Here is a 19,936-nt window from a genome sequence, read left to right as displayed (position 1 = left end):
CGTTCTGACGGAGAACGGTCATCACGGGGTGTTTGATGAGGGTTAGGCTTGATCCCGGTGCGTTGCAAAGACAGAATACATCATGACCTGCAAGAAACTTAAACTTGGCCATGTCGGATTTATGTTCCTTGCGTCGGTCATTCTGTCGCCGGGCTCTGCAGGCGCGCAGCAGCCAGATACCGTTAAGCTCTATCTGAATTATCTTCCGCACAGGCTGACCGAAACCAGCGGCAAGCAATATGACCTTTTGCTGGACGTGGCGCTGTCTGGCCAACTTGCGCACGTGCCAAGAGGGGCTGCCCCGCTCAACCGTGCAAGGGCCCTGTTCCTCGGTGATACCGGAAGCTGTCTCTTTCCGACGAACATCATGGGGCTTGATGCCGGTGATCAAACGGCAACTCTGATCGCCTCTCAGCCTGTCGATATTGTGTCGCTCCGCGTCTACACCACGACCAACGGGGCGTCTTTCACATCTCTATCTGATTTCGACCCGTATCGGGTGGGCTATATCGAAGGGTCCGGCAGCATTCACGGCGTTGCAAACGCGGAGAAGTTCTATCCGATCCCGTCGGAAGAGCAGCTTATTGAAATGCTCAGTCTCGGGCGTCTGGATGCATTCCTGGGGCACCATCCGGATACGGCATTGGCGTTGGAGGAATTGGGCAAGCCGGATGCCCTGCGTGTCAGTCCGATCACGCTCCACAACATTCGCCTGCCCATATCCTTTGTCTGCCACGACAATGGGCCGGGGCGGGCGTTTGTCGCTGCCATCAACACCCGGATCACCGACCTTCAAAAGAGCGGTCAAATCCGCAACATCCTCGGGCCTCACGCCGAGCTGGCGGCCGAGGCGGTGGACCATGAGGAGAAACCGGAAGACATGATCCGATAGACCGGTTGGGGTCTGTCGCTTTTTTTCCCGCCTTTCGTATTGGTCATCGCTTCCCGTTCCCTTGACATTCCGCGCTGGGCATGGCTTGTGCAGCGCGCACGGCCTGCGTTCTGCGGGCCGTAATGGTTTTCTGTGTCTCGACATTGCGATTGGCTGTTTGAGGCGCTCTGCACATCTGAACAAGAATTGAGGAACGAGAATGCATCCCTACCGTAGCCATACTTGCGGTGATCTGCGTCTGTCCGACGAAGGCCAGACCATCCGTCTTTCCGGCTGGGTCCACCGGGTCCGAGATCATGGCGGGGTGCTGTTTATCGATCTGCGCGATCACTACGGCATGACACAATGCGTGGTCGATCCTGATTCTGCGGCCTTCGGTCTGGCTGAAACCGTGCGCTCCGAATGGTGTATCCGCATCGACGCGACCGTGAAGAAGCGGACCGAAGAGACCATCAATCCTGACCTTCCAACCGGTGAGATCGAAGTCTTTATCCGGGACATGGAAGTTCTTGGCTCCGCCAAGGAATTGCCGCTACCTGTTTTCGGTGAGCAGGAGTACCCGGAAGAGGTGCGCCTGAAATATCGCTTCCTGGATCTGCGCCGCGAAAAGCTGCACAACAACATGATCCTGCGCTCCAATGTCGTGCGCGATATCCGCGACCGTATGTGGGCGATTGGTTTCAACGAGTTCCAGACGCCGATCATTACGGCCTCATCCCCGGAAGGCGCGCGCGACTTCCTAGTGCCCTCCCGTCTGCATCCGGGCAAGTTCTATGCGTTGCCGCAGGCACCGCAGCAGTTCAAGCAGCTGCTGATGGTCTCAGGGTTTGACAAGTACTTCCAGATCGCGCCGTGTTTCCGCGATGAAGATCCGCGTGCTGACCGTTCGCCGACCGACTTCTACCAGCTGGACATGGAAATGTCCTTCGTGACCCAGCAGGAAGTTTTCGACACGATCGAGCCGGTGATTGCAGGCGTTTTCGAGAAATTCGGCAACGATCGTCCGGTCAACCGCAACTGGCCGCAGATCTCCTACAAGGACAGCGCTCTGTGGTATGGCACTGACAAGCCGGACCTGCGCAACCCGATCAAGATGCAGATCGTCTCCGAGCATTTTGCCGGATCTGGCTTTGCGATCTTTGCAAACCTTCTGGAGCAGCCTGGCACGGAAATCCGCGCCATTCCGGCCCCGAAAGGCGGCAGCCGCAAGTTCTGTGACCGTATGAACAAGTTCGCGCAGGGCGAAGGCCTGCCGGGCATGGGTTACATCTTCTGGCGCAAGGCCGAAGACGGGTCCATGGAAGCGGCCGGTCCGCTGGCGAAGAACATCGGTCCGGAGCGCACCGAGGCCATCCGCCAGCAGCTCGGTCTTGAGGTCGGCGATGCGGCCTTCTTCCTCGGTGGCAAGCCGAAGCAGTTCCAGGCCGTTGCCGCAAAAGCCCGTGTCACCATCGGTGAAGAGCTTGGCCACACCGACAAGGACCGGTTCGAATTTGCCTGGATCGTCGACTTCCCGATCTACGAGAAGGACGAAGAAACCGGCGAGATCGATTTTGAACACAACCCGTTCTCCATGCCGCAGGGCGGTATGGAAGCGCTGGAAGGTGATCCGCTCGAGGTCCTCGGTTACCAGTACGATCTGTCCTGTAACGGTCATGAGCTGGTGTCCGGTGCGATCCGGAACCACAAGCCGGAAATCATGTACAAGGCTTTCGAGATCGCCGGGTATCCGAATGACGAAGTCAACAAGCGTTTCGGCGGCATGGTCAATGCGTTCCAGTACGGAGCACCTCCGCACGGTGGCTGCGCAGCCGGTATCGACCGGATCGTGATGCTGCTGGCGGACGAGGCCAACATCCGTGAAGTCATGCTGTTCCCGATGAACCAGAAAGCTGAAGACCTGATGATGGGCGCGCCGAATGAGCCGGATACCGCCCAGCTGCGCGAACTTCATCTGCGGCTAAACCTCCCGGAAGAGTGATCTTTCCGGGAAAGGGTGCAAACGCCTGATAGAAGGCTCCAGTCCGCTGGAGCACAAAGGCCGGCTCTGCTGGCCTTTGTCGTATCAGACGGCTAGAAACCTCCGGTCGGTGATTAGCCGCTGATCGACTCGCAACAACGCAGTTCGCGAAATGCCTGTATCACCCATCGCTGCATGAAATCACAGATTTAAATGCAACAGGCGATGCTTCTGGTTTCAAGAATGCCGCAAAACGCGATAGATAGTGCGGGCAGGTTGGCGCAGGGAAGGACACAGGGTCCGGTTGCGCCGAAGAAAGGCATGAGTGGGTGCTCAATTTTCGGAAAGTGAACGCTGAGACGGATCCGAATGAAACCATTCCCTTGATCCGGCGTCTCTTCGGGGAAAACCTGAAGACCTATCTGCCGCAGTACGCGCTCGCATTCGTGTTCATGGGATTTGTGGCGGCGACCACAGCGGCCAGTGCCTGGATCATGCGCGATGTGGTCAATGAGGTGTTCGTCAACCGTGACCAGCAGATGGTCTATGTCATTGCCGGCGTGGTGATGCTGATATTCGCGGTCAAGGGCGTGTCCACCTATGGCCAGCTGGTGGTGCTTGCCCGGGTCGGCAACGCGATCATTGCCAGCCTTCAAAAGCGCCTGTTTGACCATATTCTGCAGCTCGACCAAGCCTATTATGACCGGAAATCGCTCGCCGAGATCAATGTGATTGTCACCCAGGGTGTGAACTCCGCCCGCATGACGATGGACATGGTCGTTGTCTCTCTCGGCCGGGATCTCCTGACCTTGATCGGTCTTGTCATCGTGATGGTCGTGCAGAACCCGCTGCTGAGTTTCTTTGCCTTCGTCATCATGCCGCCAGCGGTCATCGGCGTTGCGATCCTGATCCGGCGGGTCAAGAAGCATATGAACCGCCAGGTGGTCTCAACCGCCAAGATTACGGCAGCCCTGCAAGAAACCGTGCTTGGTGTGCGGGTGGTCAAGGCCTTCGGAATGGAAGACGCCATGCGGGACCGCATGGGCGACTCGGTAGAAGATGTCCAACGGCAGGCCAACAAAATCGCAACCTTGAGCGCCCGGACATCGCCCATGATGGACACGCTCGGCGGGTTCGCCATTGCGATGGTGATCTTCTATGGCGGGTATTCCGTTGTGGAGCTTGGTCAGGATCCGGGCGCATTGTTCTCCTTCATCACGGCTCTTTTGCTTGCCTACGACCCGGCACGACGTTTGGCGCGGCTCAACGTCAATCTTGGCCGTGAAATGGTCGGCCTGCGCTTGATGTACGAGTTGATCGATGAGAAAGCCGATCTCAAGGACCGCGACGGAGCCAAATCCCTTGCTGTTTCAAGCGGCGAAATCGTGTTCGACGATGTCCGGTTTTCCTATGGAGACGGTGCAGCACTCAGCGGTGCGTCCTTTAAGGCCGAACCGGGGGAAATGACCGCGTTAGTCGGTGCCTCGGGTGCCGGCAAGTCGACCGTGTTCTCGCTGATCGAGAGGTTCTATGATCCCCAATCCGGCGAAATCCGGATTGACGGTCAGCCGGTTCAGGAGGTTCAGGTCGCGACCTTGCGCCGGTCCATCGCCTACGTCGGGCAGGATGCATATCTCTTCAACATGAGCCTTCGCGACAACATCGGCGTTGGTGTGCCTGGTGCAACCGAAGCGGACATCATCGAAGCGGCGAAAGCGGCGAATGCGCATGACTTCATCACCGCTCTACCGGACGGATACAACACCAGTGCCGGGGAGGGCGGCAACAATCTCTCCGGTGGTCAGCGCCAACGGATCGCCATTGCCCGTGCGATGCTCCGGGACGCACCGATCCTTTTGCTGGACGAAGCAACATCGGCATTGGATGCAGAATCTGAAGCCAAGATCCAGTCCGCGCTGGAAACCTTGATGACCGGCCGGACGACACTCGTTATTGCACACCGGCTTTCAACGGTTCGCCACGCTCACCAGATCCATGTCATGGATCAGGGCAAGGTCGTGGAGAGCGGAACGCACGACAAGCTCTACGATCACGACGGCATTTACCGGCGGCTCTGTGATCTGCAGTTTCAGGACAAAACGGAAGCTGCGGAGTAGTTCTCCTTCTGCGCCGGGATTGCGGGTCGACAAAGCCTTTTTGCGACCCACTGATCAGTTTCCTCGATAGGGCGAATTCTAAAAAATTTGCAATCTTTGCGCTCATGAAAGAGCCGCAATTGGTTCAGATGTTTGCCGAGCGAAACCAGGGACATCGCTGATTAATCAGCGCGCGGCCTTGGCGTCATCGAAAACCTTGACCGATTTTGCAAAGGACTTTTCAAATGTCAGCACGTCCCCTCATTTCGACCATTGCAGCCGCAGCGCTGTCGGTGTTTGCTTTTTTTGGTGCCGCCTCGGCGATGTCCGAGCCAACCTTTGAGGAAGCCTTCGCAGCCGCCGAAACAGTGTCCTACAAAGCGCAGGTCGTCACGACCAACCCGGCCCGCAACGAGATCATCGTCAAGGCGAAGGACCGAAATGAATTCGCTGTGCCGGTTCAGGCCGGATTTGACATCGCATCGGTGCGGGAAAACCAGTTCCTGAACGTGACGTATCTTGCCGGTGTCGTCATCGACATCGAAAAAAGCAAAAACACCAAGCCTGAGATCGATGCCTCAAAAACGGTCGTTCTTGCCGATGAGGACCGGTTGCCCGCGGGCCTGACAGCCCGTCAGATGACCGTCACGGTCAAGATCCTGACCGCGGACACGGAAACCGGAAAGGTCCGTTTCACAGGCCCTGATGGCGAGGAACGCACCTACACAGTTCAAAACCCGGAAATCTTGAGTGATCTTAAGATCAAGGGTGGTGAACTGTTTGATGTTACCTTCTTCGACGCCATCGGCTTCGAAATCACCAATACCTGATCAAGCCTGATGAAAACAGAAAACGCGGCGGTAGGTTCCGCCGCGTTTTTGTTTTCGGAGTATGGATTACTGATTGGCAGTAATCGACACACCCAGCAACTGCGGAACCATTTGCGGGGCCATCATCGCCGCACCCATGATCTGGGCAAACGGGACCGGGTTTTCCGGAGACGCGTTGATTTCCAGGGACCCCGGGTTGGTCAGGTATTGTGTCACAGCTTCTGCGACCTGGCCTTCGAGGTCCTTGTTTTGAAGCATGCCCAACATCAGCGGCAAGCTGCCGGTCAGGCCAGCGACATACTGCTGGGTGTCGACGCCGGCCTTTTGAGCTTCCTGATCCAGCACCCGGCCGGTCAGAGACGCATCATCCAAACGGATGCGCACATTGGACACGGAGATGTTCTGAAGAAGGGCCATGGACTCTTCCGGATTATCGGAAGCCTTGTTCAGCTCCTCCACAACTTCGCGGGTTACACCGCCAAGTGAGAGCGACAGTGTCAGCGCGGCAGCGTCCTGGCCATCTATCTTAAGGTCCGGGATATTGATCGTAGCCGCATCCGGATCCCACTTGCCGGAGCCGGAAATGTTCATGTTGAGGGTTTCGTAGCCAAGGTCCTGCAGGGATTTGGCTTCTTCGGCCTGGATCTCTTTCACATCCACGACAATATTTGAGATTGCAAAGCTGCCGCTTGTTGGCTGATCGCCGTCCATTTCGTCGATGGACGAGGTGATTGTGTCGATTGTGGCGATCGTGCCGTCTTCGTCATTGATCTGGATGGTCGAGGCTTCGAAGGTCTTGTAGCTCGGATCAACGGTCGGGGCGCCGTTTTGAACTTCTTCAGCCGCTGGCAAGACAAGATCCGTTGCGGTCATGTTTGCCATGGTGAGGCCGCCGTCGTCGGCAGCAAGTTCCAGGTTTTGAAGCTGAAGGCCACTCAGTTTCAAACGGCCATTGTCCAGAATAGAACCGCCGGAGAGGGTCGTGGTGCCGATGGTGACAGTGCCATCGTCATCTTCGCTTTTGAGAACGAGGTCGGCGATGGTGACGTCACCGCCCGTTTCGTTGACGCTGCCATAGCTTTCCACGTCGCCGCTGTCTGAATCGAGGAGTTTCAAGAACGCATCGGCAACCGGTACGCCGCTCGGGTCGAATGCTAGGGCCGGTGCAGCCTGAGCCAAAAACAGACCAACTGCGGTTGAAAGGCCGAGGCCGATCCGGGACTTCTTGGAAATCATGATGTGTACTCCAAACGTGAAGTGTCAGGGCTGACGCGAGCCTGCGTCATAGCTTAATACCAACGGCGACAGATAGGGACCCATTTATTGCAGCTGGTGCGAATTGAAAAAGAGACCGGTTTCTTGACCTGCCTCGAAGGTTTTGTCACCCGATTGGTGCAGCGACAATGTGACGGTGATCACGCTCTTTGCGGATTTCCGCACTTGGACCGGTAAATGTGCGCCGAAAGGTTGTGGAAAATGAAAACAGCGGTAGGTGCAGCCTCAGCTTATGCAGTCGCAGTTTGGGTTCATCATAAGCTGTCAAATAGCCTGCTGGCTTAGTGAAATCGTCCTGTCAGGGTTAAGAAATGCTTCTGCATTCAGGGCTTGTTTACCCATTTCGCGGCATGGTTTGCGGGAGATGGTACTCAACGGGCTTGCGCATTGTCCTTTCGTTATTTCGGTTTTGCTAAGACGGTTCTGATCGCACTGGTGCTTGCGACAACGCCGCTGTTTGCGATCAATATTATCCTCAATCAATACGCCGAGAGCCGCGCCGTCAGCGAGATGGAAGCGATGGGGCAGGTGTCCATCCGCCGTGCGGAAGAGGCCATCACCACCACTGTTTCTTTCTTGCAAAGACTGGATCGCGATGACGTTGAAACCTGCGATGCAGCTGATCGGATCATCTACGAGCAGCAGATCATCGACCACGGCATGATCGACGCCATTGGGTTGGTGGATGCTGCCGGGCAGCGCATGTGCATCATTCCGGACCGTGAGCTGTCTGCAGAAGTGGTCCTTCCGCCCCTGCGTCCAGACGGCCCGCTGGTGGGTATTGGTATGCTGGAGCGCAGTTACCTTGGCGCCAGAGCCGCCGTGGTCAGTTGGGATCTGAAAAACGAGACACGGTTGTTTGCCGAGATCACCCCGGCTGTGATCGCAATGGATCCTGGCCCTGAGTATCTGAGATCCTACAGGCGGACAGAATTGCGCCTCGGCGACAATCTTCTCTGGTATCAGGTCGGTGGCTACAATTCGGAAGGCAACGATCCAAGTGAAATGCTGTCGGTTGAAGTTGCATCTGAGCTTTATCCGCTGATTGCCATTGTCAATGCGCCTGTTTCGGCGGCTTTGCAGGTCGTTCAGCAGTTGAAGGTCATTGCCGCGGCGGCCTGCGCAGCCATTGCTGTTCTGTTTGTCGCTATCGGTATCTGGTACTCTTGGCGGCCGGAGAGCGAGGCGAACGACGAGTTTGTGGCCGCGATCCGAAACGGCGAGTTCATTCCGTATTACCAGCCGGTCATGGATATCGAGACCAAGCGTGTTCGTGGCTGCGAGGTTCTCATGCGCTGGCGCCGCCCGAACGGCATGATTGTCTCACCTGGCCAATTCATGGCCTATGCCGAAGCCAATGGGCATATCTTTGACATGACCCGCCACATGATGCGGGTGGCAAGCGACGAGGTCGGTGCGCTCTACGGCGAGCATCCGGACTTCAAGCTGTCGATCAACCTCTTTGCCGGGCATTTCCTCGACCGTGAGATCGTGTCCGATATCAAGAACACGTTTGAGAACTCCGAGATCTCCTATCAGCAAATTGTTGTTGAGGTCACCGAACGCTATCCGCTTGAGGATATGGAACTGGCGCGCAAGATCATGGCCGAATTGCAGGCTCTTGGAGTCCGCATTGCGCTTGACGACGTGGGCACAGGCCATGGCGGCATGGCCTATCTGCAGAAGCTCGGCGTGGATATCATCAAGATCGACAAGATGTTCATCGACAGCATCAGTTCCGACGACAACTCCACGACCATTGTGGATTCCATGGTCGAGCTTGCCGACAATCTCGGGATGGGCATCATCGCCGAAGGCGTTGAGGAAGAAGAGCAGATTGACCGCCTGATGGAACTCGGCGTGACAGCTGCACAAGGCTATTATTTCGCAACGCCCATGCCGGCCAAAGAGTTTATCGAGTTTGCCGAGCGTGTTGAAGATGAAGCCCGTGAACGCGCACGGATCGCCGCGGAAGCGGCCGCTGCGGAACAGGCCGCAGCCGAAGCGTCCATGGAAGACGAAGCGGCCTGATCCGGGGCTTGGACCACTCATAGTGTACTTCGAGCGGTGATTTCGCCTTGCATTCCTGGGTTTTGCGGGTCTTTGAGAAAACTGCCAATCCTTTGGTTTTCGGTTCTTTTTTGTCGCTGTTCCTCAGCCTTCTGAATAAACGCCTTAAAATTTAATCGCCTCAGGGCTGCTATGAACTCCTTGTTTGTACCGGCTGGACGGTTTATATGGCTTGGAACTGTACTGACCAGACGGTTCAGAATCCGATATGTCGAAGACCACCAAAAACACAAAATGCCAGATCTTGACCGCAGCGCTTGAGGTCGTCCGCCGCGCAGGCACGCCAGCGTTGACGCTTGATGCTGTCGCAGAAGAAGCAGGGCTGTCCAAGGGCGGACTGCTTTACAACTTCCCCAGCAAGGATGCCCTCATTCGGGGTATGGTGGAATTTCTGGCCGGGAAATTTGAAGCCGAAATTGCCGCCGCGCGTGAAAATGCGACCGATGCAGATTCTCCGACGTTGGCCGCCATGGTGGATGTCACAGAAGGCTGGTTAAGTGAGCAGCGCGATGTTGCGCGGGCGATTTTGCCGGCGACCGCCGACAAACCGGACCTTCGGCAGCCATTTATCGACGTCAAGCTCCGGCTGCGGGCCGCGATACTGGAAGAAACCTCGCAACTTGGAGTAGCGTGGGTCATTTGGACCAGCCTCGAAGGATTGCATTTTTCCGAAGCGCACTGCGTTTCGACACTGACGGACGACGACCGGGCAGCAGTTTTCGAAGAACTGCGTGGCCGGCTCAAGGACCTCAACCAATAGGACGGAACTCTATGTTGGCATTGTTGAAGACGCCCGCCGCAAGGGTGGCAGCGATCGTTTTGTCGGCGGGTTTATTGGCCGCATGCCAGGACGATGCAATAGATCCGATCGCCGAGGCGGAGGCAAAACTTCACGCTGCCCCAAGGCCAGCCAAAATCTTTACCGTTTCCGATCAACTCGGTCTCTTGGAGCGTCGGTTTGCCGGACGGGTGGCTGCAGTGCAAACCGTCGATCTTTCCTTCCAGGTTGCCGGCCGGATCGTTGAGCTGCCGGTCCTGGAAAGTCAGCAGGTGAAGAAAGGCGATCTGATCGCTCGGCTCGATACCGCCGACTATGATCGCGCACTGCGTGAGGCGACAATCAACGTCGAGCAAGCCAAACGCGAGTTGGACCGCCTTGCGACCCTGCGCGACCGGAATGTGATCGCGGTTTCGGCCTTCGACGCTCAACAGGACAAGCATGACTTGGCTGTTGAAGCGTTAAAGGAAGCCAAGCTGGATCTTCAGTACTCCGAACTTCGTGCGCCGTTTGACGGCATTGTTTCCCTGCGCCTCATCGACAACTTTACAACGGTGAGCGTTGGAACACCTGTGGTGCGGATGCACGATGTGTCGGAAATCCAAGTCGATATCAATGTGGCCGAGGCCCTCTTCGGGCGGGTGAGGGACACGGAAGTCGTCTCGATCGAAGCCAAATTTCCAGCCTATGGCGACAAGTATTTCCCATTGATCTATCGCGAGCATTCTTCCCAGGTTGACGATGTCACCCAGACATACCGGGTCACGCTTGCAATGCCTCGTAAGGGAGCAGACCAGCTGTACCCGGGAATGACTGCGTCGGTCCGGGTCAAGTTTCTCCCGGAAGGGTTGTCCCTTGGGGAGATGTTCCTCATTCCGACCGGATCGATCGCGGTTGACGGCGATGGTCAGTCATATGTCTGGATCTATGATGATGGAAGCGATGCCGTCTCCAAACGCAAAGTCGAAGTCGGCACGGTCATGGGCGACTACATCCCGGTGAGTTCGGGCCTTGGTGCCGGCGAAGACATTGTTGCTGCCGGAGCCGCTTTCTTGAGTGATGGCCAGGTCGTGCGACCGCTGCGCTGATCTGACAGATAATACCGAACAAGGATCTGATCCCTTGGATATTGCACGTTATTCGATCCAGAAACCGGTCAACACCTGGATGATCGTCATCCTGTCTTTGCTCGGCGGTTTGTGGGCACTCAGCACCGTTGGCCGCCTCGAAGATCCGGCCTTCACCATCAAGGAAGCCCAGGTCATCACCAGCTACCCGGGCGCAACGGCTGCCGAAGTGGAGAACGAGGTCACCGAGATCCTCGAAACCGCGATCCAGCAACTGCCGCAGCTGAAGGAAATCACGTCTGTTTCCGAACCGGGCCTGTCGCGTATCCGTGTCGAAATCAAAGATACCTATGACGGCACCGAATTGCCGCAGGTGTGGGACGAGCTTCGCCGAAAGGTCGGTGATGAACAGCGCGCACTGCCTGCCGGCGCTGGAACACCGTTGGTCTATGACGATTTCGGCGATGTGTTCGGTCTTTTCTATGCCTTCACTGCAGATGGGTATACCAACCGCGATATCCGCACGACCGTCAAGCGTATCCGGCGGGAGCTGCTCACGGTTCCGGGCGTTGGCAAGGTTGATGTCTCCGGCGAGCCGGAGGATGTCATTTACCTGAATGTCGACCACGACAAGATGGTCGGCCTTGGTATTTCCATGACCGATATCACCAGCGTGCTCGATGCGGAAAACCGGATCCAGACCAACGGCTCCGGCATATCAGGAGACAAGCGCATCCGGTTGATGACGGCGTCCGCTTTTGACGACTTTACGGGCATTCAGGATCTGGTGATCGGCCGGCCGGGCACCACGGCGATGATCCGCCTGTCGGACATTGCGACACTGGAACTTGGTGAACCCGAAAGGCCATCCCGGCTGATCAGGCACAACGGACAAGAAGCGGTCACCATAGGTGTCTCGCAGATCGACGGTACGAACATCGTTGAGGTTGGTGGCCGTGTCATAGAAAAACTCGCGGAGGTCGAAGCCCAACTGCCGGTCGGGATGCAGATTCACCCGATCTACGAGCAGAACATCGTTGTCGACGAATCTGTGAACGGCTTCATCATCAACCTCGCGGCCTCGGTGGTCATCGTGATCACGGTCCTGGCGCTGTTCATGGGTTGGCGCGCGGCACTCGTGGTTGGAACCGTGCTTTTGCTCACGGTGATGGCAACGGTTCTGTTCATGCGGCTGTTTGCCATCGAGATGGAGCGGATTTCGCTTGGCGCTCTGATCATCGCGATGGGCATGCTGGTGGACAACGCCATCGTTGTCGCAGAAGGCATGATGATCAACATGCAACGCGGCATGCGGGCCATTGACGCCGCCAGCAAGGTTGTAAAACAAACCATGTGGCCACTGCTCGGCGCGACCGTGATCGGCATCATGGCGTTCTCGGGCATCGGCCTGTCCCCAGATGCAACGGGTGAGTTCCTGTTCTCGCTCTTTGCGGTTATCGGGATATCGCTGCTGCTTTCCTGGATATTTGCGATCACAGTGACGCCTTTGTTCGGAAAATACTTTTTCCGAACAGCTGAAGGTGTTGGCGATGATCATGACCCCTACAAAGGCATCCTATATACGATCTACCGGAAGTTCCTGATTGGAACGCTGCATGCCCGTCTGCTGACAATCGCGGTGCTGATTGGTGTGACAGTTGCCTGTGTGATGGCTTTCGGCAACGTGAAACAGGCGTTCTTTCCGGATAGCAACACACCGCTCTTTTATGTCCATTACTGGAAACCTCAAGGTACTGATATCCGGTCGACCGAGGCAGATCTGAAGGACATGGAGACCGTCGTCCTTGCAGATGAACGGGTCAAAACGGTCACCAGTTTTGCCGGCGGCGGGGCTACCCGTTTCATGCTTACCTACGCACCGGAAGATGCCAATCCGGCCTACGGTCACATGATCATCCGGACCCATAGCCGGGATGATATTGATGCTCTGGCGTTGGATCTGCGGGAACAATTCGGTGAACGGTTCCCGTCAGCCCAGATCATCACGAAACGCTTGGTCTTTGGCCCTGGCGGTGGAGCGAAGATCGAGGCACGGTTCTCCGGACCGGATGAGGACATCCTGAAGCGTCTCGGGGAGGAAGCCCGGGCCGTCTTCCAGCTGCCGGACAATCGCCTGGCTGACGTTAATACCGATTGGCGCCAGCGCGAACTGGTGGTTCGGCCGATCTTTGACGAAGACCGCGCCCGCATCTCCGGCATTACACGCGAAGAACTATCACTTTCTTTGCAGTTTGCCACTGAGGGTGTTCAGGTGGGCGCGTATCGTGACATTGACGAGAGCATTCCGATCGTCGCGCGAAAGGCCGGAACCGACGGAATTTCTGTGAACGAAAGCGTGTCGGACTCCGTTGTCTGGAGCACAAGCCAGCGCCGTTACGTGCCGGTTGACCAGGTCGTGCAAGAATTCGTCATGGAGCCGCAGGACACGTTGATCCAGCGCCGCGACCGTGTGCGGACCATCACAGTGGCTGCGGAAACCACGGGCGGCGAAACGGCAGCTGCAGCGCTTGCGCGTGTCCGGCCTCAGATTGAAGCCATTGCACTGCCGCAAGGCTACGCGCTGGAGTGGGGCGGCGAATACGAGAGCACCAACGATGCGCAAGCTTCTCTCGGTGCGCAGCTTCCACTCGGTTTCCTGGTCATGCTGATCATCTCGATCCTGCTGTTTGGCTCGATCCGGCAACCGCTGATCATCTGGTTGATGGTGCCAATGTCGATCAACGGGGTCGCGATTGCCCTTCTTGCGACAGATACGGCGTTTGGGTTCATGTCGCTCCTCGGCTTCTTGTCGCTCTCAGGCATGCTGATCAAGAATGCGATCGTTCTGCTCGAAGAAATCGATCTGATGATCCGGGAGGGCAAAGAAAAGTACCAAGCCATCGTTGAGGCGAGTGTCTCGCGTATGCGGCCCGTGATGCTGGCGGCGATCACGACCATCCTTGGCATGGCACCGTTGTTGTCGGATGCTTTCTTCCGCGGCATGGCGGTCACCATCATGGGCGGTCTGGCCTTCGCGACAATCCTGACATTGATTGCAGCGCCGGTCCTTTATGCGCTGTTCTTCCGTGTCCGGCCAACGAAAACAACGAATATACCGACCCCCAAAGAAGAAAACATCCCAACCGCTGCGGCACCCGTGCCGGGCGAATAAAAAACGCCACCTGCCGGGCGGCGGCAGGCGGCGTGACCAGAGCTGATCGCGCTCCGGCGGGCAACATCCCGGCCCTGGGGAGGGAGAGGGCCAAGATGTGCCGGGGTCTAGCTTAGATGTGCCAGTTCGCCGCGCAGGCGGGTCTTGCACTCTTTCACGTTGCCGAGCACACGGGTGCAGACTTCCTGTTTGTTTTCTTTCTCAACCAGGAAAGACTCCATGCGGGCTTCAAGATCCCGCAGGCGGGCGCGGCGGGCGCGGTGGGAGTTTGAACCGGACGGCAAAGCGCCAATTCCGTAGTAAGGCCCGAAAAGGGTCATATCGGGGGCTCCTCTGTTTCGGCAGGTCAGTTGGCGGATCAGGCGGTTTGGGCAGGGTTGAGCTTGCGTTCAACGCGCTGAATTTCGTCACGCAAACGCAGCTTGAATTTCTTGAGAGATCGGATGTGTTCCACGTCTGGGTAAGGGTGCAGTTCTTCCCGCTGGATCAAATTGTCCAGAGTGCCGTGCTGGCTGCGAAGTGATTTCAGACGTGCGTACATCTCCTAGGCTCCTCTCAATTTTTAACATCGTTGCACTTCCGATATGGGGAGTGGATTGAAATAGCGGAAATACATTGTTTCGATAAAATCGATAGAATATGTCTATGGGAGAATCTAAGAGGAAAAGCGGCCATGGGGTATCGACCGTCGGCGCGGCAACTGGAGTATTTTATTGCTCTGGCGGAGGAAGGGCATTTCGGCAAAGCCGCCAAGAAGTGCCATGTTTCCCAACCGACATTATCTAATCAGTTCAAGCTGTTGGAAGACAGTGTTCATACAACACTTGTGGAGCGCGGGACGACCGGCGTGCGGTTGACCGCAGCTGGAGAACGGCTATTGCCGCTGGCGCGCCATGCGTTGGAAGTGTTGGACGATTTTGTGACGGCAGCTGAAGCTGGGCGCGAAAATCTCGGCGGCTTGATCCGGTTGGGGGTGCCGTCCACATTCGGGCCATATTTCATGCCGTATCTCCTGCCGATTCTGAAGTCGAAATACCCGGAACTTGAGCTTTATATCCGGGAAGACCGGCCGATGGTTTTGGAGCAGCAAATCCTTGATGGCACGCTTGATTGCATCATATCCCCCGACTTGGCGGGTTCAGAACGGCTTCAGGTTTTGAAGCTGTGCCTGGAAGACTTGTCGCTTGCCGTGCCGCGGTCCCATCCGCTCTCAGGCCTTGATGTCATACCGGTTGAACTGCTTAAGGGCGAGAGGCTTCTCACGCTGAGCCAAGGGTTTCGGCTTCACGACGATGTTCAGTCCCTGGCGCGGGCGAGCGGAGCTGATTTCCGTCAGGACTATGAAGGGACGAGCCTAGATGCCCTGCGCCAAATGGTGTCAATCGGTATGGGCCTGTGTCTGTTTCCCGCGGCCTACATAGCGTCCGAGTTCGGAAAAGAACCGGATATCGTCTTGAAACAGGTCGCGGAAATGAAAACTCGACGAACGATTTGTATTGCCTGGCGCCGCGACAGTGCCCGGCACAATCATTTTCAAACACTGTATGATCTTTCTCTCGAAGCTGTTGAGAGCATGAATGTTCCCGGAGTGGAACCAACTTCGGGATGAATGCTGCTACACTGTCCAATGCCGTTGCCCAAGCGGGTGCTTCTTGCCAGCTTTCAAAAACGTGTTGGAGCAAGCCATGCCAAAGATATCTGAAGCAAGCGACTACCAAACCGTCATAACAACCTTTGAGATGACACCGGGAACGTGCCTGGATCTTTTGGAGGAGCTGAAAGACGCATATCGCGAGTTCATTCAGCACCAGCCCGGATTTATCGGTGCCGGTCTGCACGTCAACGATGCGCAGACACGGATCGCCAATTACTCCCAGTGGCGGCGGCGGGAAGACTTCCTGGCCATGTTGCGGTCCGATGAGATGCGCGAGCGCAACCGCCGGATCCATGCCCTGTGCAAGAGCTTCGAGCCGGTGATGTACGATGTGGCGGAGAGTTTCGCCTGACACTCATGCTGCTGGGGGCTAAAGAGCAAGCCGCCGTGACTTTGATAACAAGTGGTCCGGACAGTTCCAGTGTCGCGACAAGATCCGACAGGCGTTCAGGATTGCATCCACCGGTGGTTTTGCCGTAAGGTCATGCACCATGAGGATGTTTTTCGTTCAGCTGTTCATTATTCTGTTTGCGGCAACCGCGGTTGCGGATGAAAAGCCCACAAAGATACGACTTACCAATGGCGAATGGGCTCCTTATCAGTCCAAAGACCTGCCGGGATACGGTGTTTCGTCTCAACTTGTGACGAAGGCGTTCGAAGCGGTCGGCATAGAAGTCGAGTATGGTTTCTTTCCCTGGAATAGGGCGATGCTGCTCGTGGAGCAGGGCGCTTGGGACGGAACCTTCATGTGGGTGCTAACGCCGGAGCGGGAGCGCCTTTACCTTGCCAGCGACCCGCTGTTTGTCTTGCGGGAGGTGATCTTCTACTCCAAGGACAATCCTGTTGAAGCCAAGGAATTGGAGGACTTGAACGGTAAGGTCATGGGGGCGCTGGATTCCAGCGCGTTTGGCCAACAGTTCGCTCCCTTGATCGATGATGGATCGATCATCGTCGCGAGAGTGCCGAACAATCAGCAGCTGTTTCAGATGCTCGCCATGGGGCGGGTTGATTTTGTCCCTGAGCTGGAAACCAGCGGGTACGAGGCCGCCCTGGAGCATCTGACGGAAGACCAGCAAAAACGGATCGGTCACTTGGAAAGGCTGACCTATCCATGGTCCTACCACTTGTTGATTTCGCGGCAAACGGAGCATGGCCCGTATTTTGTCGACGCCTTCAACCGCGGTATGGAGATCATCCGAGCCAACGGCGAATTTGACCGCATTATCGGCCCGTACATCCGACCCAGATCGCTGAATTGAAAGAGTTTTCTGTCTTCGGCGCAGGTCACAGCAAAAAGACAACGGCCCCTGCATCACTGTGCAAGGGCCGCTTTTCTTATTCGGTTCAGATGACGCGTTTGCTTACTGATATTTCGCCAGGATCTTGGCTTGGGTGCCGTCATCGATCATGGATTTCAGCGCGTCCTGCATCTTTTTCACATTGTCGGCATTCGTGCCCGGATTACACGCCATCGACAAGACGGTCTCGGACAAGACAACCGCTTCTTCGACTGCAACACCGTCTTTCTTGAGGCTGTTGAAGAATGCTTCGGATACGGCGACCATGTCGATCCGGCCCGCTGCCAGCTTCTTGAGGGTTGTTTCCATATCCTTGGCGGCATCGATTTTCGGGAAACCTTTGTCTTTCAACAGAGCTTCCGTGTAGTCTTGGGACTGCGTGCCGACAGAGTAAGCCATGGCTTCGTCGATTGTTGTGGCGTTGATATCAGATCCGGCTTTCTTGATCAGCAGCGTCCGGTCAACATTCAGCGGCTCGACCCAGACGAACAATGGATCACGCGCCTCTGTGTGCGACGCTGTAAACACACAGTAGTCCGCTTCTTTTTCAGCCAGGCCGATAGCACGGGACCATTGCGCCATTTCGACCTCATAGGTCAGGCCTGCGCGGTTCATGATTTCAAAAACCTGTTCTGCACCAAAGCCGACGATTTTGTCGCCTTCCATATAGTTGAACGGTTTGTATTCCTCGGTGGTGAGGTTGATGTCTGCCGCGTGAGCAGGGGTGAGCACCGCAGCAGCGGCAAGGGCGATGAGGCCAGCAGCAAATTTCATGTCGGTTCCTTTCTGGAGCGATAGGACTGCTTATCGTTGTTTTGCAGCCGTCATTAGAAAGGGGAGGGACTTACTCTTGGTTATGAGTGAGGTGATTTTTGAGTGAAAGTAAGAATAAGGTTATCAAAGTATTTGAGAGAAGCAGTTCTATAAAAATTATCCATGTAAAATATTTCAGTTAGCTGCAAATCAGAGCGCGAAGTGTATTGTTCTTCGGTTTATAGTTGTTGGTTTTTAAATGAAGGCGGTAAGTAAATTAGGTCATCGGATAAGTTATCCGAACCTGTAAACCGCTCAGCGTTGAGCAGAACGGCTACTAGTCCAGCTTCAAAATTAACGACGCTGCCGATGAGGCTCAGGTCCCACAGAATGTTTGGTAAGGTCCAAAATCCTGTGGTGCCGGCTTTGCGTAAGCCTCCAATCCTTCACGTTCCTTATAAGGATCTTTCAAGACATCCAGCAGGTCTTCAACCAGACTATAATCTCCGGTCTCTGCGGCGGCCAACGCCTCTTCGACCTTGTGATTGCGTGGAATGTAGACCGGGTTCACACGGTTCATCTCGCGGCTGATTTCTTCGGCTGGACGCCCTTTTGCGGAGCGCCGTTGATCCCAGCGATTTACCCAGGCAGATATATCGGCCTTGTCTTCGAAGAGATCAAAAAGGGGAGCGGTGTTTCCGGAGACAGCATCGGCCAGGTGCCGGAAAACCAATGTGTAGTCGGCTTTGGATGCCGCCATCGCGCTGAGAAGGTCCTCAAACAGAGTGACGTCATCATCTTGCAGATCAGTCAGGCCAAGCTTTTTGGACATGCCGTTGAGCCATGCGGTTCGATAGAGATCCGGAAATTTGTTCAGTTCCTGAGTTGCAAGCTCTACGGCCCTGTCGAGGTCCGCTGGATCGAACAAGGGGAGCAGGGCTTCTGCCAAGCGTGCCAGGTTCCACTGCATGATGGCGGGCTGGCGGCCGAAGGCATAGCGCCCACCGTGGTCAATCGAGCTGAAAACAGCGGCCGGATCATAACCGTCCAAAAACGCGCAGGGACCATAGTCGATCGTTTCACCGGAGATCGTGGTGTTGTCTGTGTTCATCACACCATGGACGAAGCCGATCAGCATCCATTCGGAAACCAGCCGGGCCTGGCGGTCCACAACACGCGCAAGGAACTGAAGATATCGATCGTCAGCGTCTGGGAGGTCCGGGTCATGCCGCGCGATGGCGTAGTCCGCCAGTTGCCGCACCTTGTCTGTATCGCTTCGGGCCGCAAAGAATTGGAAGGTGCCGACCCGCAAATGGCTGGATGCTACACGGGTAAGGACGGCGCCAGGTTTCAGGCCTTCACGTTGGATCATTTCGCCGGTTGTCACGGCCGCAAGCGCACGTGTTGTTGGCACACCGAGCGCGTGCATGGCCTCGCCGAGGATGTATTCCCTCAGGACCGGGCCAATCACCGCTTTGCCGTCGCCACCGCGTGAGAACGGTGTCCGGCCGGAGCCCTTGAGTTGAATGTCGCGGCGATGACCTTCCTGATCGATCACCTCGCCAATCAATAGGGCCCGGCCATCGCCGAGCTGAGGCGAAAAACCGCCGAACTGATGACCGGCATAGACCTGTGCGAGGGGAGAAGCCCCTTCAGGACTTGCCGAGCCAGCAAAGACAGCCTCCATTTGGGGAGCAGCAAGCGCCGCGCTATCAAGACCGAGTTCACCGGCGAGCGAGGAGTTTAGAATGACCAGCTTCGGGTCCGGCACGGCCGCGCCCTGCCACTCGACGTAGAACCCGGGAAGTTCCCGGGCGTATGTGTTGTCGAACTGAAAAGCAGGTGGCTGTGTGGTCATTAGGGCGAAATCCGGTCGGTGAATGTCTACTGTCGCTATATAGTTTTTATCCCGCTTGCTTTCGACCCTTCAGCGCCAATTACCGAGGTTCCATTTTTTGAAGGAGATTCGCTGTCTGCTTCAGACGGACATGTGGAAAGGGTTGTTCCTCATTCCGAAGCGAACCTATCGGCGAAGAAACAGGAAATTGAAAACCATTTACTGAGCAAAAAGACGCATTAGTTGCCGTCTGC

General features: G+C 56.2%; 16 protein-coding genes. 11 read left to right on the top strand and 5 right to left on the bottom strand.

Annotation, left to right across the window (positions count from 1 at the left end; genetic code table 11):
* Positions 1–82: 82 nt before the first annotated feature.
* The 4 genes from AC0J4F_RS19060 (at position 83) to AC0J4F_RS19045 (ending at position 5,778) form a co-directional block, all read left to right on the top strand.
* Positions 83–892 carry a type 2 periplasmic-binding domain-containing protein gene (locus AC0J4F_RS19060; RefSeq protein WP_133950241.1) on the top strand — a complete coding sequence of 270 codons (810 nt, stop codon included), beginning with the start codon at positions 83–85 and terminating at the stop codon, positions 890–892.
* Positions 893–1,091: 199 nt separating this feature from the next.
* Positions 1,092–2,873 carry an aspartate--tRNA ligase gene (gene aspS / locus AC0J4F_RS19055; RefSeq protein ID WP_473024349.1) on the top strand — a complete coding sequence of 594 codons (1,782 nt, stop codon included), beginning with the start codon at positions 1,092–1,094 and terminating at the stop codon, positions 2,871–2,873.
* 326 nt (positions 2,874–3,199) lie between these two features.
* Complete coding sequence (locus AC0J4F_RS19050; protein WP_473024348.1) at positions 3,200–4,969, top strand: ABC transporter ATP-binding protein; 1,770 nt, start codon at positions 3,200–3,202, stop codon at positions 4,967–4,969.
* Between the two features lie 224 nt (positions 4,970–5,193).
* On the top strand, positions 5,194–5,778 hold the full coding sequence (locus AC0J4F_RS19045) for a hypothetical protein (protein WP_473024347.1): 585 nt from the start codon (positions 5,194–5,196) through the stop codon (positions 5,776–5,778).
* Between the two features lie 66 nt (positions 5,779–5,844).
* Here the strand turns inward: AC0J4F_RS19045 and AC0J4F_RS19040 are convergent, their stop codons facing one another.
* On the bottom strand, positions 5,845–7,014 hold the full coding sequence (locus tag AC0J4F_RS19040) for a hypothetical protein (RefSeq protein ID WP_473024346.1): 1,170 nt from the start codon (positions 7,012–7,014) through the stop codon (positions 5,845–5,847).
* A 426-nt stretch (positions 7,015–7,440) separates the two neighbouring features.
* Between AC0J4F_RS19040 and AC0J4F_RS19035 the strand changes: the two genes are divergently transcribed.
* The 4 genes from AC0J4F_RS19035 (at position 7,441) to AC0J4F_RS19020 (ending at position 14,140) form a co-directional block, all read left to right on the top strand.
* On the top strand, positions 7,441–9,084 hold the full coding sequence (locus tag AC0J4F_RS19035; protein WP_473024345.1) for an EAL domain-containing protein: 1,644 nt from the start codon (positions 7,441–7,443) through the stop codon (positions 9,082–9,084).
* Positions 9,085–9,331: 247 nt separating this feature from the next.
* Positions 9,332–9,883 (top strand): TetR/AcrR family transcriptional regulator, encoded by a 552-nt coding sequence (locus AC0J4F_RS19030; RefSeq protein WP_473024344.1) that lies wholly within the window; start codon positions 9,332–9,334, stop codon positions 9,881–9,883.
* A gap of 11 nt (positions 9,884–9,894) precedes the next feature.
* Positions 9,895–10,989, top strand: coding sequence for an efflux RND transporter periplasmic adaptor subunit (locus AC0J4F_RS19025; protein WP_209002436.1), 1,095 nt, complete (start codon positions 9,895–9,897; stop codon positions 10,987–10,989).
* 34 nt (positions 10,990–11,023) lie between these two features.
* Positions 11,024–14,140 carry an efflux RND transporter permease subunit gene (locus tag AC0J4F_RS19020; protein ID WP_473024343.1) on the top strand — a complete coding sequence of 1,039 codons (3,117 nt, stop codon included), beginning with the start codon at positions 11,024–11,026 and terminating at the stop codon, positions 14,138–14,140.
* 107 nt (positions 14,141–14,247) lie between these two features.
* Here AC0J4F_RS19020 and AC0J4F_RS19015 read toward each other — a convergent pair whose 3' ends face one another.
* Together AC0J4F_RS19015 and AC0J4F_RS19010 are read right to left on the bottom strand one after the other, a co-directional pair.
* A complete protein-coding gene (locus tag AC0J4F_RS19015) occupies positions 14,248–14,460 on the bottom strand; it encodes a hypothetical protein (RefSeq protein WP_473024342.1) in 213 nt (70 codons plus the stop codon).
* A gap of 38 nt (positions 14,461–14,498) precedes the next feature.
* Complete coding sequence (locus tag AC0J4F_RS19010) at positions 14,499–14,681, bottom strand: YdcH family protein (protein WP_133950226.1); 183 nt, start codon at positions 14,679–14,681, stop codon at positions 14,499–14,501.
* 132 nt (positions 14,682–14,813) lie between these two features.
* Between AC0J4F_RS19010 and AC0J4F_RS19005 the strand changes: the two genes are divergently transcribed.
* From AC0J4F_RS19005 to AC0J4F_RS18995, 3 genes are all read left to right on the top strand, one after another.
* Positions 14,814–15,749 carry a hydrogen peroxide-inducible genes activator gene (locus AC0J4F_RS19005; RefSeq protein ID WP_133950224.1) on the top strand — a complete coding sequence of 312 codons (936 nt, stop codon included), beginning with the start codon at positions 14,814–14,816 and terminating at the stop codon, positions 15,747–15,749.
* 76 nt (positions 15,750–15,825) lie between these two features.
* Positions 15,826–16,146, top strand: coding sequence for an antibiotic biosynthesis monooxygenase family protein (locus tag AC0J4F_RS19000; protein ID WP_040453314.1), 321 nt, complete (start codon positions 15,826–15,828; stop codon positions 16,144–16,146).
* A gap of 139 nt (positions 16,147–16,285) precedes the next feature.
* The gene (locus AC0J4F_RS18995) at positions 16,286–17,053 is read left to right on the top strand and encodes a substrate-binding periplasmic protein (protein WP_422024154.1); all 768 of its coding nucleotides are present in this window, start codon (positions 16,286–16,288) and stop codon (positions 17,051–17,053) included.
* Positions 17,054–17,155: 102 nt separating this feature from the next.
* Here the strand turns inward: AC0J4F_RS18995 and AC0J4F_RS18990 are convergent, their stop codons facing one another.
* Together AC0J4F_RS18990 and AC0J4F_RS18985 are read right to left on the bottom strand one after the other, a co-directional pair.
* Positions 17,156–17,866, bottom strand: a complete 711-nt coding sequence (locus AC0J4F_RS18990) for a substrate-binding periplasmic protein (protein WP_473024341.1) — start codon at positions 17,864–17,866, stop codon at positions 17,156–17,158.
* Positions 17,867–18,221: 355 nt separating this feature from the next.
* A complete protein-coding gene (locus tag AC0J4F_RS18985) occupies positions 18,222–19,703 on the bottom strand; it encodes a protein adenylyltransferase SelO (protein ID WP_473024340.1) in 1,482 nt (493 codons plus the stop codon).
* Positions 19,704–19,936 lie beyond the last annotated feature (233 nt).

This window comes from Roseibium sp. R5 (assembly GCF_055755305.1).
Note: the sequence above shows the minus strand (reverse complement) of the source record. Positions and strands in the feature narration are given on the sequence as shown.

What these genes read in the sequence shown, in the direction of transcription:
- AC0J4F_RS18990 (WP_473024341.1), bottom strand. Translation starts at nt 17,866, where the DNA reads ATGAAATTTGCTGCTGGCCTCATCGCCCTTGCCGCTGCTGCGGTGCTC.
- AC0J4F_RS19045 (WP_473024347.1), top strand. Translation starts at nt 5,194, where the DNA reads ATGTCAGCACGTCCCCTCATTTCGACCATTGCAGCCGCAGCGCTGTCG.
- AC0J4F_RS19030 (WP_473024344.1), top strand. Translation starts at nt 9,332, where the DNA reads ATGTCGAAGACCACCAAAAACACAAAATGCCAGATCTTGACCGCAGCG.
- AC0J4F_RS18985 (WP_473024340.1), bottom strand. Translation starts at nt 19,703, where the DNA reads ATGACCACACAGCCACCTGCTTTTCAGTTCGACAACACATACGCCCGG.
- AC0J4F_RS19000 (WP_040453314.1), top strand. Translation starts at nt 15,826, where the DNA reads ATGCCAAAGATATCTGAAGCAAGCGACTACCAAACCGTCATAACAACC.
- AC0J4F_RS19025 (WP_209002436.1), top strand. Translation starts at nt 9,895, where the DNA reads ATGTTGGCATTGTTGAAGACGCCCGCCGCAAGGGTGGCAGCGATCGTT.
- AC0J4F_RS19010 (WP_133950226.1), bottom strand. Translation starts at nt 14,681, where the DNA reads ATGTACGCACGTCTGAAATCACTTCGCAGCCAGCACGGCACTCTGGAC.
- aspS (WP_473024349.1), top strand. Translation starts at nt 1,092, where the DNA reads ATGCATCCCTACCGTAGCCATACTTGCGGTGATCTGCGTCTGTCCGAC.
- AC0J4F_RS18995 (WP_422024154.1), top strand. Translation starts at nt 16,286, where the DNA reads ATGAGGATGTTTTTCGTTCAGCTGTTCATTATTCTGTTTGCGGCAACC.
- AC0J4F_RS19060 (WP_133950241.1), top strand. Translation starts at nt 83, where the DNA reads ATGACCTGCAAGAAACTTAAACTTGGCCATGTCGGATTTATGTTCCTT.
- AC0J4F_RS19040 (WP_473024346.1), bottom strand. Translation starts at nt 7,014, where the DNA reads ATGATTTCCAAGAAGTCCCGGATCGGCCTCGGCCTTTCAACCGCAGTT.
- AC0J4F_RS19015 (WP_473024342.1), bottom strand. Translation starts at nt 14,460, where the DNA reads ATGACCCTTTTCGGGCCTTACTACGGAATTGGCGCTTTGCCGTCCGGT.
- AC0J4F_RS19005 (WP_133950224.1), top strand. Translation starts at nt 14,814, where the DNA reads ATGGGGTATCGACCGTCGGCGCGGCAACTGGAGTATTTTATTGCTCTG.